General features: G+C 68.3%; 14 protein-coding genes and 1 pseudogene. 7 read left to right on the top strand and 8 right to left on the bottom strand.

Annotated elements, in window-relative coordinates:
• Positions 1-303 precede the first annotated feature (303 nt).
• Positions 304-771 carry a hypothetical protein gene (locus ACIQFX_RS36350; RefSeq protein WP_402472226.1) on the bottom strand — a complete coding sequence of 156 codons (468 nt, stop codon included), beginning with the start codon at positions 769-771 and terminating at the stop codon, positions 304-306.
• Positions 772-1,258: 487 nt separating this feature from the next.
• Positions 1,259-1,906, bottom strand: coding sequence for an AAA family ATPase (locus ACIQFX_RS36355; protein WP_402472229.1), 648 nt, complete (start codon positions 1,904-1,906; stop codon positions 1,259-1,261).
• Positions 1,907-2,812: 906 nt separating this feature from the next.
• Here ACIQFX_RS36355 and ACIQFX_RS36360 point away from each other — a divergent pair.
• Both ACIQFX_RS36360 and ACIQFX_RS36365 read left to right on the top strand, forming a co-directional pair.
• Positions 2,813-3,724 (top strand): S1 family peptidase, encoded by a 912-nt coding sequence (locus tag ACIQFX_RS36360; RefSeq protein WP_402472231.1) that lies wholly within the window; start codon positions 2,813-2,815, stop codon positions 3,722-3,724.
• A 198-nt stretch (positions 3,725-3,922) separates the two neighbouring features.
• A pseudogene (locus ACIQFX_RS36365) lies at positions 3,923-4,309 on the top strand (transposase family protein); the annotation flags it as partial.
• Positions 4,310-4,652: 343 nt separating this feature from the next.
• Here the strand turns inward: ACIQFX_RS36365 and ACIQFX_RS36370 are convergent.
• Positions 4,653-4,964, bottom strand: a complete 312-nt coding sequence (locus ACIQFX_RS36370) for a hypothetical protein (protein WP_402472233.1) — start codon at positions 4,962-4,964, stop codon at positions 4,653-4,655.
• A gap of 620 nt (positions 4,965-5,584) precedes the next feature.
• Here ACIQFX_RS36370 and ACIQFX_RS36375 point away from each other — a divergent pair.
• The gene (locus tag ACIQFX_RS36375; RefSeq protein ID WP_402472235.1) at positions 5,585-7,279 is read left to right on the top strand and encodes an alkaline phosphatase D family protein; all 1,695 of its coding nucleotides are present in this window, start codon (positions 5,585-5,587) and stop codon (positions 7,277-7,279) included.
• A gap of 108 nt (positions 7,280-7,387) precedes the next feature.
• Here ACIQFX_RS36375 and ACIQFX_RS36380 read toward each other — a convergent pair whose 3' ends face one another.
• Positions 7,388-7,921, bottom strand: a complete 534-nt coding sequence (locus ACIQFX_RS36380; protein ID WP_402472238.1) for a 2'-5' RNA ligase family protein — start codon at positions 7,919-7,921, stop codon at positions 7,388-7,390.
• Positions 7,922-8,124: 203 nt separating this feature from the next.
• Between ACIQFX_RS36380 and ACIQFX_RS36385 the strand changes: the two genes are divergently transcribed.
• The 3 genes from ACIQFX_RS36385 (at position 8,125) to ACIQFX_RS36395 (ending at position 11,025) form a co-directional block, all read left to right on the top strand.
• Positions 8,125-8,985 (top strand): serine/threonine-protein kinase, encoded by an 861-nt coding sequence (locus ACIQFX_RS36385; RefSeq protein ID WP_402472241.1) that lies wholly within the window; start codon positions 8,125-8,127, stop codon positions 8,983-8,985.
• Positions 8,986-9,062: 77 nt separating this feature from the next.
• Positions 9,063-10,364, top strand: coding sequence for a pentapeptide repeat-containing protein (locus ACIQFX_RS36390; RefSeq protein ID WP_402472243.1), 1,302 nt, complete (start codon positions 9,063-9,065; stop codon positions 10,362-10,364).
• Positions 10,365-10,746: 382 nt separating this feature from the next.
• Positions 10,747-11,025: a hypothetical protein gene (locus ACIQFX_RS36395; protein ID WP_402472245.1), complete on the top strand. Its 279-nt coding sequence runs from the start codon at positions 10,747-10,749 to the stop codon at positions 11,023-11,025.
• Positions 11,026-11,081: 56 nt separating this feature from the next.
• On the opposite strand, the gene ACIQFX_RS36400 is transcribed toward ACIQFX_RS36395, so the two are convergent.
• The gene (locus ACIQFX_RS36400; protein ID WP_402472248.1) at positions 11,082-11,492 is read right to left on the bottom strand and encodes a peptidoglycan-binding domain-containing protein; all 411 of its coding nucleotides are present in this window, start codon (positions 11,490-11,492) and stop codon (positions 11,082-11,084) included.
• A gap of 164 nt (positions 11,493-11,656) precedes the next feature.
• Here ACIQFX_RS36400 and ACIQFX_RS36405 point away from each other — a divergent pair, with 164 nt between their 5' ends.
• Positions 11,657-12,661 carry a helix-turn-helix domain-containing protein gene (locus ACIQFX_RS36405; protein WP_402472251.1) on the top strand — a complete coding sequence of 335 codons (1,005 nt, stop codon included), beginning with the start codon at positions 11,657-11,659 and terminating at the stop codon, positions 12,659-12,661.
• 322 nt (positions 12,662-12,983) lie between these two features.
• Here the strand turns inward: ACIQFX_RS36405 and ACIQFX_RS36410 are convergent, their stop codons facing one another.
• From ACIQFX_RS36410 to ACIQFX_RS36420, 3 genes are all read right to left on the bottom strand, one after another.
• Complete coding sequence (locus ACIQFX_RS36410; RefSeq protein ID WP_402472253.1) at positions 12,984-13,703, bottom strand: SGNH/GDSL hydrolase family protein; 720 nt, start codon at positions 13,701-13,703, stop codon at positions 12,984-12,986.
• A complete protein-coding gene (locus ACIQFX_RS36415; protein WP_402472254.1) occupies positions 13,700-14,170 on the bottom strand; it encodes a cupin domain-containing protein in 471 nt (156 codons plus the stop codon). Before ACIQFX_RS36415 ends, ACIQFX_RS36410 begins: the two co-directional genes overlap by 4 nt.
• 111 nt (positions 14,171-14,281) lie before the next feature.
• A complete protein-coding gene (locus ACIQFX_RS36420; RefSeq protein ID WP_402472257.1) occupies positions 14,282-15,124 on the bottom strand; it encodes a helix-turn-helix domain-containing protein in 843 nt (280 codons plus the stop codon).
• Positions 15,125-15,718: the final 594 nt, after the last annotated feature.

A 15,718-nucleotide genomic window follows, 5' to 3' on the forward strand; every position in this document is an offset into this window, starting at 1 on the left:
CTGGCCCGGGGCAACGACGTCGCCGCCGGCGGGGTGATGCACGCCCGCTCCTCCCGGTCGCCATCCCCAAAGTCGAGGTGGCCATTGAGGCATCCGGCGAGAAAGCCCTGACCTGTGCAGAGGTACGTCTTGTGGAACTCGCGAGACCGCCCTACGCGCGCGTGTCACGAGGGTTCCACCAGCAGGCCCTGACTCCTGGGTCCGTCGGAGCGGCGGCCTACGGTGGAGGAGTGCCCGAGCAGTCAGCTTGCGGCCTGGATGATCAACTCCAAGGGGTGCCTGCGGAGGGTGTGGGGTGGGCGGTCAGGCGTCGGGGTCGACTTCGGGGTGCGTGAACCGCACGGGTTTGCCCAGCGACCGGGCGTAGGCGATCTCGGCTCGAGTGCTGTCTCCGATGTAGTCGCCGACTACGAGCACCTCATCAGCGAGCCGGATCTTCGATCGGTGCAGATCGTCGAGTCGAACCTTCAGCGCCTCGGCCTCGGCAGGATCGGACCGAAGTTCGTGCGGTGACTTCATGTCGCAACCCGGCTTGACGACAATCTTTCCGGCTTTGGTCTCCCGCAGATCGGCCTGGGTCATCTCGGCCATGAAGCGGGTGGAGCCGCAGATCACGACGATACGCGGGAGGCGCAGCTGCTTCTTCGCGTCGGCGAGTTTCTCCTCGGGGGTGAGCGGTTGCGCGTATGACTGGTGATGTAGTCCAAGGGGTGCCTGCGGAGACGAGAACGAGGGTGTCCAAGATCGTCTTATGGCGAACGACGTGGACATCCCCGCGACAACGCCCTATGCGGCGACCGGCGACATGCTGAAAGAGCATCCCGACTGGCGCCGTGGCACCTGCCGGTCGCCATTACGCCCCGCCTGAGCGATGCCGAACTGGTCACCCTCGCCATGATGCAGGCCATACGGACTCTCATCGGCGACAAGAACTGCCTCGGCCGTGGTTTCGAACGCGAACCGTCCGAGGGTGGAGTCCGGTTGCTGCGGCCGGCCGACTGGCCCGTAAAGGTGAACGGGAACGGTCTGGTGCAGCCCTGTTCGAGCCGCTGTGGCAGGTCATCGAATCGATCAACGAGACCTTCAAGGGGCAGCTTGACCTCGAACGGCACCGAGGGCGCACACCCGGAGGGGCATGGCCGGCGCCATGCAACGCGTCCTCGCGCTGGCCGCTGCGATCTGGCACAACGCCGCCACCGGACAAACCGTCCTACGCTCAGTGATCGCCTACGATCACTGCCCCCTTGGAACAGAGCATCTACTGCTGTGACCAGGAAGGTTCACCGGGATGGGGAGTGATGGGTTTATCCCGTCCCGTCCCGTCCCGTCCCGTACTGTTCGGGTTGTTGGCCGCCGTCAGTTCAACGTTGGGTGCCGGCGATGAGCGGAGCGCGTCGACCTTTTCGGCGAGGGCGGTGATGTCGACCGCCTGGGCGGTGTCGACGGTCAGAGAGTGCCCGCCCAGTCCGAGCGGTCCTGGGTGGGCGGCCCAGACAGCGACGCGATCACTGATCTCCTCGCGGGTGAGGCCCTGGTCGAGGTGGCCCGGATGGCGTTTGCGTGTCCGGAACCGTTCAGCGACAAGTCCGGTATCGCAGTCGCAGAACACCTCGACCAACTGGGCGTCGAGTTGCTGGAGTCGGGCGGGGGCGGTGTCGCGGTGCCACCAGTTGACGAGAACGGCTCGCCCGGCGTCGGCAGCGAGTGCGAACAGGATGTCGTCGCTGGCCCGGCTCAGTCGGTAGCGCCATGCCTGATCGCCGATGCCGAGGGAGTCGTAGAGCGATTCCAGGATCATGTCTTTGTCGATGACCGGCAGGCCGAGTTCCGCGGCAAGTCCGCGGGCCAGGGTGCTCTTGCCGCTGGCCGGCAGACCGGAGACGATCACGAATGCGTTGTCGATCACCACGTCAGTGTGTCGCAGCCCGATGTCCGGGCTGCCCGCAGGGCGAGACCGACGCTGCTTCCGGGCCTGGTCAGGCTGCTGCTCGCAGCGGTCTGCCGCCCCAACGGATGGCCCTCCGGGGCGCTTTGCGTCACCCCGCTTGAGGCAAGTGGGGCGTGGGGCATCGATGTACGGAGTCGTTTGCTCTCGCTTAGCTCGCCCAGAGGTGCAGGCCACTGACCCCTGTCGCGGCGATCGCCCCGCAGCGCCCTGCCGGCCATGCCTGTTCCAGGTCCGTGAGCATCACGCTGCGCGTGAGGTGAACATCCTTCTTCGGGGCGGGAGTTCAGCTCCTCCCCACCTCGATGCGCCGGAATCCGGCCACCCCGCAGAATGGGCGAAAACTCGCCATTGCCGTGCGCGTGTGTGCTTCAAACCGCGCTGCCGCCAACGTGAGACACCGCGAACAGGAAACCTTCACTCAGGTTCAAGGAGATCACGTAGGGCATCGGCGGCCTGTCCATCAGGCCCCCGCGATTGCATCAGCACTCTTTCGGAACCCGGCCCCGGTGCGCGGTGAAGCAGGCTCCGCCTGCTGGCAAGCCCAACCTTCTCGCCTGTTCGAGTCAGGCCGAGGCGGAACGGGACTGGGAGGTGGAGTTCCGGTTAGCAATCTGATTCTGTAACTTGCTGACGATCTTTCAGGTTTCCGGCAAGGGGTGGGTCCTCGTTTGTTTGATCTTGCTGGATGCGCCCTGGGGTGTGGACGCGCGTAGAGCGGCTGGAAGGGCGCCTTGCGGTGCCGTGGTGAGGAGTTGAGGATTCCTCTCAAGCAATTGACAGGTTCATGGCGGTTACCGTCGCCGATCCGTGCTCCACCCGGGCCACTTCACCCAGGCGGCCCGACCACCCCCACCGGAGGATGCAGTGAACCGTTCCATCCGTCGCGTCAGGATCACCCGAAGCAGCCGGCTGATCGCCGTGCTCGGCGCCGTCGTGGCCGCCTCGGCCCTGACCGTCCCCACCTCATCGGCGCAGGAGGCCGACACCGCGCGAGTCACCGCCGCCACACTGGCCACCACCAGCGACGCCGTCCTTCAGGCCGACGTGGCCGGCTCCGCCTGGTACACCGACCAGACCACCGGAAAGGTCGTCGTCACCGTCGACTCCACCGTTTCTCAGGCCGACCTCGCGACCCTGCGCAAGGCGGCCGGCGACAACGCCAAGAACCTGAAGATCGAGCGGACCGCCGGGAAGATCAACAAGCTCATCGCCGGCGGCCAGGCCATCTACGCCGGAGGCGGTCGCTGCTCGCTCGGGTTCAACGTCCGCAGCGGTAGCACCTACTACGCCCTGACGGCGGGACACTGCACCAACATCGGCAGCACCTGGTACACCAACTCCGCCAACACCACCGTCCTCGGCACGCGAGCCGGAACCAGCTTCCCCACCAACGACTACGGCATCATCCGTCACTCCAACGCCTCCGCAGCCGACGGGCGCGTCTATCTCTACAACGGCAGCTACCGTGACATCACCGGCGCCGGCAACGCTTACGTGGGGCAGTCCGTCCAGCGAAGCGGCAGCACCACCGGCCTGCGCAGCGGTACCGTCACAGGCCTCAACGCCACCGTCAACTACGGCAACGGCGACATCGTCTACGGCCTCATCCAGACCAACGTCTGCGCCGAGCCCGGCGACAGCGGCGGCGCCATGTTCTCCGGGACCACGGCCCTCGGCCTCACCTCCGGCGGCAGCGGCAACTGCTCCAGCGGAGGCACCACCTTCTTCCAGCCCGTCACCGAGGCCCTCAGCGCCTACGGCGTCAGCGTCTTCTGATCTCCGAACCACCGCTCTCCCAAGAGGCGCCTCCGTCGACGGAGGCGCCTCGGTCGTGAACGGCTGACGGGCTGGGAGCACCCTTACGATTCGGACGACGTACGGGCGGATCTCCTGCCAACCGAGCCGTTCCGCCAGCGATCCGGGAACGGTTTGCCGAGCTGACCAACAGAGTCTTGGGGGCTCCCCAGCCTTCGCCTGGCTTGTTCGGTCGAGGAGCTGGCCGACCCGTGGGAGGTCGTGGTCGAGGGTCGTCGTCACGAGGCCCGGGACAGGGTCAGAAACGTGAGGCGGGGCAGGTACCCGGCATCGGCTGATGCTCGCCGACCGGCTGGCCTCCACCCTGATCCACCTGCGGCACGGTCTTCCGCACTCCGTCCTCGCCCTGCTGTGTTCGGCGTCGACCGCTCCACCGTCACCCATGGGATCGGAGAGATACGCAGACTCCTGACCGAACGGGGATACGCGGTCCCCGACCGGCCCGGCCCACGGCTGCGGCCCCGGGCGGACGTGTTCGCTTATGCCCAGGCCGAGGGCATCGAGCTGCGGCTGAATACCGCCGGCCGCCGTACGCTCCGGCACCCTGATCGCGTTCGCGGAGTGGTGCCGGCGCCAGTCCGCCCGACGGCCCAAGCCCGGCCACGCGCCCGGCGGGCTCACCGCGCCATCGACCGCCGGATCACCGACGTCCTCGCCCCCGCCCGCCGTCAGCTCGAGCTGCAGTCGACCGAGGACATCGCTCGGCTCTCCCCGCTCAAGCACAAGAACCTCAATGTCCTGGTCCCACTACGGCTTCACCCTGCTCCCTCCAACGGGTGGCCTGCAGCCCCTGCGGGACCGGGACGCGACGAACTCGACGAGGACGAGGACCCCGACCAGGAGTAGTAAGCCGGGCGGGGCGGTACGGGAGTGGAACACGCTGCTCAGATCACTGGGCGGCGGACCGTTCACGGGCGTGGGGCACCGGCGGCGTGGTGGCGGACGGGTGGAGGTCTGATGCCTCTGCGGTGCCCGGTGATGCGGGAGTTGACGTCACCTCGATCACGTCGACGAGCCTGCGCAGCTTGTGCTGTGCACGCAGGGCATCGGACTGTGCCACGCATACGACGGCTGTATCCGTGTCCGCCGGTGCAGTGGTGTAGGTCAGGTCCAGCACATGGTGGTTGTTGAGCGTGGCGGCGAGCCGCGCGAGTGCTCCGTGGCCGGACTGGAGTGTGACGGTGAGCCGGGTGTGTTCCATGGGTGGTGGTCCTGTTCATGGGGCCGTGATGGGGCCGGAAAATGGAAAAGACCCCTCGCGAGATGCGAGAGGTCTGCGTGCGGGCGGTGAACGAGGGGAGGGTTACTCCCTCGGGCTCGGTGCCGGCACGCTGCCGCTGATAATCAGCTGCTGCTGCATGCCCGGCATGCTGGCACAATCCGGCCGCAGCCCGGAGGGCCATCTCATACTGTGGGCGGCTTGAGAGGGGGGTTCTGTGCTGAAAGGGCCCCCTCATGGCGGCTGCTGGCTCAGCGCCCGGGGCATCTCATCTCGGACGTGGCAGCGATCTTGGGTGTGCAGTTCGTGGTGCGGCGGTGTGTCGAGGTTCGGTGGTTGTCGCCTACGGAATCGCATGGTGGCAGTGGCGGCGTTCAGAAGGACGGGTTCTGGTTCAGATCGTGGGATTCATGCGCTGAGACACCGGCCGCCTGTTGAGGACGGGCGTACCGTAGGGGAAGAGCAAGCCATCGAAGAGCAAGCCATCGGAGTCGAGGCACCACGGGGCGGCCGAGCCGTGCGACGGCGCTGTTTCCGCAGGGGCTCAGTACCGTACAGAGCGGCCGTTCCGTACCGTGCGGAGCGCCGGAAGGGGACTCGTGATGGCCGGTCTGAGGCTGGGGCCGCTCCTGAGACACGTTGACTGGGCGTCGGGCACGAGCGCGACGGTGTGGGTCGAGACCGACCGGGCGTGCACGGCGGAGGTACGGTGCCCGGGCGGCGCGGGGGGTTCGGCTCCGACGTTCCGCGTCGCCGACCATCACTACGCGCTGGTGGTCGTGACCGGACTCGTCCCCGGGGCCGCCACGACGTACGAGGTACTGCTCGACGGAGAGCGGGTGTGGCCCCTCGCGGACTCGCCCCAGCCGCCCAGCACCATCCACACGCCGCCGGTCCCGGCGACGGGCGCGGTGGTCGCCTTCGGCTCGTGCCGGTGGGCGGCACCTGACGTGGGCGAGTCCGATCCGGTGGGCCCCGACGTCCTCGACACCCTTTCCGCCCGGCTCGCCGCCGACCCGGAGGCCGAGCGTCCGGACGTTCTCCTCCTCCTCGGCGACCAGGTGTACGCGGACGAGACGTCCGCCGACACCCGCGCATGGATCGCCCGGCATCGGCGGGCCGCCGGCACCGGCTCCGCCGCCCCGCCGGACCAGGTCGCCGACTACGAGGAGTACACCCACCTCTACGACGAGTCCTGGGGCGACCCCGAACTGCGCTGGCTGCTCTCGACCGTGCCCAGCTGCATGATCTTCGACGACCACGACGTCATCGACGACTGGAACACCAGCGCCGTCTGGGTGGCCGACATGCGGGCGACGCCCTGGTGGCACGAGCGGATCACCGGCGGCCTGATGTCGTACTGGGTCTACCAGCACCTCGGGAACCTCTCCCCGGCCGAGCTCGCCGAGGACGAGCTGTACGCGGCGGTCCTGGCGGCCGACGACGCCACGGAGGTGCTGCGCGCGTTCGCCGAGCGTGCCGAGGCCGACCCGGCGTCGGTGCGCTGGAGCTACCGCAGGGACTTCGGTCGCACCCGGCTGCTGATGGTCGACACCCGGGCCGCGCGGGTGCTGGAGGAGCAGCACAGGGCGATGCTGGACGTCCAGGAAGCGGCCTGGCTGCGGACACAGGTGTTCGACGAGCTCGGCGGCGTCGACCACCTGCTGGTCGGGACCTCGCTCCCGTGGCTGCTCCCTCCGATGGTCCACTTCGCGGAGGGCTGGCACGCGGCGCTCTGCCGGGGCGAACGCGGTCCGCGCTGGGCGCGCTTCGGCGAGTGGCTGCGTCGGCGGGCGGACCTGGAGCACTGGGCGGCGTTCACCACGTCGTTCGAAAAACTCACGGAGACGGTCGCCGAGGCAGGGAGAGCCGACACTGCCCCGGCGACGGTGTGCGTGCTTTCCGGGGACGTCCACCACGCATACGTGGCGGAGCCCGTCTGGACCACCGGGCAGCCGCCGCGCTCCCGCGTCTTCCAGTTCACCTGCTCACCACTGCACAACTCGGTGCCCGCGGCCATGCGGGCCGGGTTCCATTTCGGCTGGAGCCGGTTCGCCAAGGGGATCGGGCATCTCCTTGCCCGCCACGGACGGGTCGAGCGACCGGCGGTCCGATGGGAGCGCACCGGCGGGCCGTGGTTCGGCAACCAGTTGATGACGCTGACGCTGCGTGGACGTACAGCACGGCTGCGGCTGGAAAAGGCCTCGACGGGCGTGAAGCAAGGGCGCCGCGGGACCGATCGCGCGGGAGCACGGCTCATCGGCGTCCTCGACCGGAATCTGACGGAAGGAAGTTGACGTCCCGTCGGAGGGTGCGCACTCCGTCTCGCCTTCTCCGCTCTCATCACCCGGATGCGTACGTCGGCGTTCCTCGGCCGCCATCAGGAGGCCGCCGCCGGGGCCGTCTCAGGAGCGGGGCTCCAGCACCTCCAGGGCACCGGCCTCGGTGTCGTAGCTGCGCAGGGTGACGAGCTGGGCCGAGAGGGGCGGCACCGGCAGCAGGTCAGGGACGCGCCGATCGGCGAAGGCACCCGCACGCCGGGTGCGACCGAGGGTGATGTGCGGGCTCCAGCGCCCGGGTTCGTGGAACGGGTTGAGAGCTGCGGGCGGGCTGTCCGAGGCCACCGCCTCCCATACCCGGCGCTGCAAGCCGGCCAGCGCGGCATCGAGATCCAGCGCCCAGGCCAGCACCGAAGTGGGCCGCTCAAAGCGGACCACGCCCGTGAACCGCACCGGCAACGGCAGGACGGCGACCACCTCGGCAAGCTCCCACCGAATCGGAGCGGTCAGCTCCGGACATGTCGCCAGAGTCAGATGCGGGCGGTTGGTCGGGGAACGGAGCCGCGCCTGACTGGGCAACCCCGCATCCGCGAGCCGCTGCCACGCCTCCCGAACCGCCAGCTCCGCAGCCTCATCCAACAAAAGTTCGACCGTGCGCACCACCGCACCCTACCGGGGAACCCGGAAGAGCAAGAGCTCCGGCCCAGTCGGCCGGCCGCCGGCTCGGGGCACGGGCAGACCGAATGCTCTACGGGCACCGGCATCAGCCGGCGGCCGTATCGGACGGTCCACGCCCGACATCGCGCCACAGCGCCCTCACGGACATCCATCGGCCCGAGGCATCCAGATGCTAATTTCGGCAGGTGGCCCGAAATCAACCCATTCATCCCGGTTCGCAGATCGCGGGCTACCAGGTAGAGCGTGAGATCGGCCGCGGGGGAATGAGCGTCGTCTACCGCGCGAAGGATCTGCGGCTGGACCGTATCGTGGCCCTGAAAGTGCTCGCCCCCGAATTGGCGCACGAAGACTCTTTCCGCCGACGTTTCCTCCGTGAGTTGCGCATGGCCGCTGCGATCGATCATCCGCACATCGTGCCGATCTTCGCATCGGGAGAGTCCAACGGTGTCCTGTACATCGCCATGCTCTACGTTTCCGGGCCGGACTTGGGGACTCTCCTGGACCGGGATGGTCTTCTGCCGGTGACAGGTGCGATGCGCATCGCAGCGCAGGTGGCGTCGGCACTCGATGCCGCGCACGAGCACGATCTCGTGCACGGGGATGTGAAGGCTGGCAACATCCTCGTGGCCACGAGCGGTGTCGGTGACGATCCCTATGCGTATCTCGTGGACTTCGGAATGGCGAAACCGTCACTGGACGCGTCGCTCAGCAGGGCGGGTGAATTCGTCGGTACTGTGAACTACTTTTCCCCCGAGAAGATCTCCGGCCGTCCTGTAGACGGTCGGGGCGATCTGTACAGCCTTGCCTGCGTCGTGTACGAGGCCCTTGCGGGTAGTTCCGTGTTCCAGCGCGACACCGACATGGCGCTGCTGTGGGCGCACCAATACGACCCGCCGCCGGCCCTCTCCGAGAGATGCCCGGGGCTCGCGCCAGCTGTCGACAGCGTGATGGCCAAGGCGCTGGCCAAGGACCCTGAGCGTCGTTACGGTTCATGCCGGGAGTTCGTGGCGGAGTTGACGTCCGCCGCGGGCGGTCGGCCGAGCTAGAAGCGATGTCCCGGAGACGTTGGTGGCCGCGCCGGTGGCGACACGCGGGCGGTCGGTACGCACCGGATCTCTGGCCCGTGTGGATCGTGGCCGGTCTTGCTGTGGTATCGGTCTGCGTTGCCGGCGTCGTGGCGTATTGGCTCGTCCGCCGGCTGACGGCACCCACGGAGACCTTGGGCGTTCCCGACGGAATCAGGCTCAGCATCGCCATTCTGACGGTCTTCGGCGCGGTGCTCGCGGGTGTGTACGCCTATCGCAAGCAGCGCATCGCCGAAGGGGACGCCCATCGGGCGGACGCGACCCAGTTCGCCGAGCGTTACAGCACGGCAGCCGGCCAGCTCGGCCATGAAGGACCGGCCGTACGACTCGCCGGCGTGTATGCGATGGCCCGTCTGGCCGACGACTGGGTGGAGCAACGCCAGGTCTGCGTCGACGTCCTGTGCGCCTATCTGCGCATGCCCTACGAATGGAAACCGGAGTCCGACCAGTACAGGAAGGGAGAAAGGGAGGTACGGCAGACGATCATCCAGGTCGTCCGCGATCACCTCCGGGAGTCACGGGAGGAGTCTTCCTGGTCGACCTGCGCTCTTGATTTCACCCGCGCGACCTTCGACGGAGGCGACTTCTCCGGCTGCCGGTTTCGCGGCAGCGTCTCCTTTGCCGACGCCGACTTCGTCGGTGACCTCATCAGCTTCGACGGAGCCGGGTTCCTCGACGGGGTAGTCACCTTTCGCGGCGCAAGATTCGGCGCTGGCACAGTCAGGTTCAACGACGCGCAATTCCAGGGCGCTGCGGTCTGCTTCGACGAGGCGAGGTTCAGCGGCAGCGCGGTTTCCTTCCGCGGGGCGCTGTTCGGTCCCGGCGCCATCACGTTTCACCATGCGAGCCTCAGCGGCGGGACGCTCACGCTGGACGAGGCACGGTTCGTTGACGGCACGGTCGGCTTCGGCCACGCGCAGTTCGGCAACGCCACGGTCACGTTCAACCGGGTGCAATTCGATGCCGGTTCGCTCGCCTTCCGCCGCGCACGGTTCACCGGAAGCACGTTGAGTTTCGACCATGCGCACTTCACTGGCGGGGCCCTTGCCATCGACGACGTGGAATTCACGGGCGGCACGGTGACCTTTTACGCGGCGCGATTCGATGGTGGAAACGTCACCTTCGACTACGGGCAGTTCACCGACAGCACGGTCACCTTCCACCACGCGCGATTCCACGGAGGCACTGTCTCGCTCGGCCACGCCAGGTTCAGCGGCGGCACGGTCTCCTTCGTCCGCGCACAGGTGAACGGGGGTCGGGTCACCTTCGCCGACGCACAGTTGGGCGGCGCCAATGTCCGATGGGGCCGTCTCCGGCCGCCCGAGGACGGGACGGGCTGAACCCCAGACGGACTCTCACGAGCGAGTGCTGTCGGAATCGGCCCCCTTGAGCTGATGAGCCTGCGCGCAGAAGGCCGTTCGCCCGCGCCGGTCGCCGAAGGGCGTCCGCATGACGGCAGCGGGTCACAGACATTTGTTGATGGCCGCGGTGATGACAGTCGCCTCGTGGCGGACCACGAACTCGTCATATCGCATGGCGACGGCGCGGTGCCTCTTGAGGCGGTTGATCCCGCACTCGACCGCGTGGCGCTCGCCGTAGTCGACCGGGTCGAAACGCGGCGGTCGGCCGCCACGGGAGCCCGGTTTCCTGCGGTCACGGGCCTGGTCGGCCTTATCCGGAACGGTGCAGCGGATCCCGCGACGACGCAGGCAGGAGCGGTTCTTGCGGGACGCGTACGCCGTGTCCGTACATCTCGTCCAGACCGATCTGGTGCGTCTGGTACGCGAACACCAGGCCGGGCCGCTTGGGGTGCACCCGGTCGAGGACGCCGGCGAAAGCCTCGTGGTAGCCCTCACCGACCGGTCCGGAACGGGCGCCGCGTTCTTCGAGCACGGTCACGAGGAGATGGCCCACGCCACGTCTGCAGCAGCCGCTTCGCAGGGCTTCGCAGGGCTTCGCCCCGTCGATCAAGCGATCGACGGGGCGAAGCAGCAGACCTGACTCCGAGTCCTCGAACGGCGTCCTCGCACTGATGAGCCGTCACGAAGGCTTCGGCGCTAGGGGACGCGGACGCACGTACTGCCGCTCACCGGCTTGTGCTTGATGGCCTTCCGGGTGAGCGGACCGTAGTCGCCGTCCACCGTCGTGCCGGCCTTCTGCTGGGCGCGGCGCAGGGCGGCATCGGTCGCGGCACCGAAGTCCCGGTCCACCACGAGGCGTTCGCCGTAGCACATGTTGAGGGTCTCCTGCAGCGTGCCCACCGCGACGTTGTTCATGACGCCCTGAGACAGGGCGCAGTTGACGTTGCCGCTGGTCGTGCCGTAGTTGGGCACCCAGGCCCCGTAGTAGGACGCGCTCCAGTTGCACGTCGGGTTGGCCGCTGCAGCCGAGGTGGCCGAACCGAGCGTGATCATTCCGCCGCTCAGCGCCAGGACGGTCGCGAGCAGTGCGTTCACAGGCTTGCGCACAGGGAACTCCTTGTGGGGGATCGGACAGGACTGACGTCGCCAGCCGGTCGTGGTGCGGCGGCTGGACTTCGTTTGTGGTGCGGCAAGACCTTGTCAGCTGCGATCTCCGGCATCCATCATGTTTCGCCATATGTGAAAGATGCATGTCAAATTAGGGGAACTGCTTGCTCCGTATCCATTTCACTGATGCCGATCTCGCCCGTACGCGTGTGGCAGCCGCAGCGGATCCGTTCTGGGAGATCGCCTCCAGCCTGCATCGCTTCCAGACCCGCCGCGGCCGCTGGGCCTATGCCGAATGGCACCGCACCGCCCGGAGCCGCCTCCACGAGGAGCGACTGGAGGCGACCGTGCGCGGCATGCTGTTGCCGCTCTTCCCGCGAGCGGCGTATTTCCCCGATTTCCTGACTCCGGCCGCGGCGGGCGGTGGGTGGGATGCCGGTGTGGACGCGATCATGTCGGTGCCCGCCCCCCAAGTCCTCCAAGAGATCCAGACCCTGGCCCAGGTGAGTGGCGCTCCCACGTGGGCCCCGCGCCTGACCGAGACGAAGATTCGTGCCGAGCTGGTGCAGGTGCTGCGGGCCTACTACAACGCCGTTATCGCGCCCCAGTCCGACCGTGTCCAGGCAAGCCTGGAGGCTGAGCGGTGTCTGCGGGCTCGCGCCCTGCTCACCGGTGGCATCGACGGACTTCTCCAGAGTCTCCGCCCGGCCATGCGCTGGGAGCCGCCGGTGCTGCACGTGGACGCGCACGGCGACGATCGGGATCTGCACCTGGCAGGCCGTGGGCTGCTGCTCGTCCCTTCGTACTTCTGCTGGGGCTCGCCCGTTCCCATCGCGGACCCCGGATTGCCGCCGGTCGTTGTCTATTCGGTCCTCGACGGGGTGCCAAGCCATGACCGGGCCCCGGCCCTGACCACAGTGTCGGCGCTGGCCGGAGTCGTCGGACGCAGTCGCGCCGCGATCCTCCACGCCTGCGCAGCGGGGGCGACCACGAGTGAACTCGCGCGAGCCCTGGCGATCTCCGCCTCGGCGGCTACACAGCACAGCTCTGCACTGCGCGACGCCGGACTGATCAACAGCCGACGGTCGGCCAACACGGTGCTGCACACCCTCACCCCGCTCGGCGCGGCGCTCGTTCAGGCCAACCCCCTGGCACGCGCAGAAGACTAGGCAGTTTCTTTCGGGTCATTTCGCTGCCCAGATGGAGATGGCGGCGAGGTAGAGGAAGGCGGACCAGGATCCGGCCCAGTGGATGCCCCGACGCCGGGTGCCCGCTGCCGATGCGCCACGGAGTGGACCGCAGCCAAGCCTGCGCTGGGACCTGAACGTGGACCCGGCGGAGGCCGCCGCGCTCCAGGCGCTCGCGGCCGAGTGCCCTGCTGCGATGCTGTAGAGCCGTTGGTTGATCTTGGTGCCGTAGATGTTGGCCGCCTGGATCGGATGCCATCTCCGCACGGTGGATGGCATCCGACTGGCCGGGCGCCGGAACCGGCTACGGGCTCTGGACCAGCAGACCGGCGTCGATGACCTCAGCGATGAGGGTGGCGCCGCGGCTGTTCTGGTGGATGTGGTCGGTCGTGAGTACAAGACCACGGCGCCGCGAGATCGTGTCGAGGCTGCGGCGCAGCACCGCGTGCTGGACGAGGACGCCGACGACCGCTGCGGGAGTCACCTCCCGGTACGGAATCGGCGGCGGGTCCGCTTGGCGCAGTTCCTCGATCTGGCGTTCGTGGAGCGGAAGGCAGGCCACCTCGTTGGTGGTGGCGATCTCGGCGATCATCTGGCTGTACGCCTGCGACGCCTGTGCCGCTGTTCCGTCGATTTGTTGGCCGAGGACCGGGAGCGACAGCAGACCGATCGTCGCGTCGGTCTCCGCTCGCAGCCGTGTGACGACGGCTCCCAGACACTGTTGGAACCAGCCGGCTGACGGGCGCTCGGGGAGTTGTTTGCGCTTCATGGCCTGCTCGACGGGGTAGCCGGCGAGGCTCGCTCGGGCGTCGTTGGTCCCGATCAGCACGGTGATCACATCAGGCGGGTCCGCGACGACGGCATCGAGGCGCTGCAAGAGGTTGTAGGCGAAGTCGCCGTTGGCGCCGAAGCGGGCAAGCCGCAGGTCACCGGAAGGGTGGCGTCGTCCGAGGAGATCCAGGTAGTCGACGCTGAACTGCGCGCGGGTGAGGCTGTCGCCGAGGCAAGCGATGCGTGTCGTCACGGCGCTTCCTCCGGGCCGGGTGTGTCGACGTGTTCGGTCGGGTGGGTGTCGGTCCGAGGGCGGTGGTCGGTGCCGAGGCCCGCGGTGATGGACAGGATGGACGTAGGCCCCTCCATGTCGACCACGTGCCATACCCCGGCCGGGTTGATGGTGGCCTCGCCCGGTCCGAGCAGAACGCGGTCGGGAACCCCGTCCACGTCGCGGGTGACGGTCACTGACCCGCTGAGGCAGACGACCAGTTCGTCGCCTGCAGGGTGGCTCTCCCAATGGTCGCCGGGGCCGTCGCCGTCGAAGATCATCACCATCCGGCCCTCGGCGCCATCTGCCGCGACCGCGGCGCTGTAGGCCTGGAGCACCTCCGGGTCCCAGGCGAAGCCCTCGACGGGTTTCGCTCTCGATCCCAGTCCGAGGTGCACGGGGGTGGTCCGCAGATCCATGGCGTTGCGTTCGTGGTTGACGAGTCTCATGCCGACGATCGTCCACGACAGCGATCGGGCGGTCTTGAAGGAAAGGGAAGAGGAGCCAGGGGAGAGAAGCCAGAGGGGGAGAAGCCGACGCGACGGGCAGACGGTTGGCGGCTACCCGGCTCCGAGGAGGACTTCGCTGCGACGCCAGGCCGTCGGTGATCGGCCCGTGAACTCGCGCCAGTCCCGGACGAGATGGGCCTGGTCGGCGTAGCCGGAGAGGGTTGCCACATCGGCCCACGGGAGCGGATCGTGTGCCGTCGCCAGTTCGTGCGCGTGCTCGAAGCGCAAGACTCGGGCGAAAGTCTTCGGTGACAGGCCCATCTCACCGCGAAACCGCTCGGTGAGATACCGACGGCTCCAGCCGAGTTCCGCGGCGACCGCCCCAACCTGGACGCAACCCCGCGCGGCGACGAGACGACGCCACGCCTCGGCTACCTCGGGGCGCACCTGGCGCACGTGGTCGCCTCCGGCGCTCCGGCCGACGGCTCGGAGGAGCAATTCGTCCAGCGCGGCGAACCGCGCGGTCCATGTTGTCGCCGCTCGGAGCCGGTCGACCAACTCGACGGCAAGCGTCCCCAGAAGCTCGTCGAGCGGGACCAGTCGGTGGGCGAGCTCGGCGGCGGGCATGCCGTAAACGGCCCGGGCCCCGAGCGGTGTCAGCGATACCTGCACGCCTTGCTGGCGTCCGTCATGGTGAATCGCGACGGACCGGCACATCAGACCGCCGGCCACGCTGCTGAATCGGGTGACCGGTGACCCGTCGTCGACGCCCGCCGCCACCTCCAAAGGGTCGGACAGGCTGATCACCGTAGTGAGCGCGCGACTCGGCGGGCCGCAGTGCACCCCGGTCGGGAGCCCGCGGAGGTCGAAACCGACGTACGAGTCGACGTACTGCCGCAAGGCGGGCACCGGAAGCGCACCGATCCCGGTGGCCGTGTCCGTGTGGTCCTCCATTTTCGTCAGTGTACGAGCCGCCCAGTCCGGCAAGACCACCACGGGCACGGCCGGGCGCGACGACGACTCCGATGGCGACGACACCGGCGAGAAGGCCCCGCCCCTTCCGGAGAAGGAGGACAGGAACTACGTGAAGGCCGCGTGCCAGTGCTCCCCGCCAGCGGTCATCCGGGTCTCGCCCAGGACCTTCGCCAAGCGAAGGATTCTGTGCAGCGAGTGCATGCAGGACTTCACCTTGCCGGAGCCCGTCGAGTGGTCCCCTTGCGGCCAGCTGTCCGCCCGGCCCGCAGTCTCGCGTCACCGGGCGGCTGCGCTTGAACGGTCGGCGGCCGTGAGTATCGGCGAGAGGGTGTGCCGGTCTCGCGCACGTGCGGGGACGCGGGACCGGCAGTGGGCGCCCGTCCTGAGGGGGGGGCGTGACGACCGTACGGCGGCGCGGAGTGGGGTGCAGGTTCTGATCGGCCGACAGGTGGGGCTGGCCAGTTGGATTCCTGCTCCTTGCAGAGCGCCCCCTACATCGACACCGACCTCGAAGACACCGTCCAGAACTCGAAGTGGAGGACGGTCCGCAAACTCCTCGTCCGCTGCCACGAG

Origin of the sequence: Streptomyces sp. NPDC093089, from assembly GCF_044754405.1 — a bacterium.
Lineage (GTDB): Bacteria > Actinomycetota > Actinomycetes > Streptomycetales > Streptomycetaceae > Streptomyces.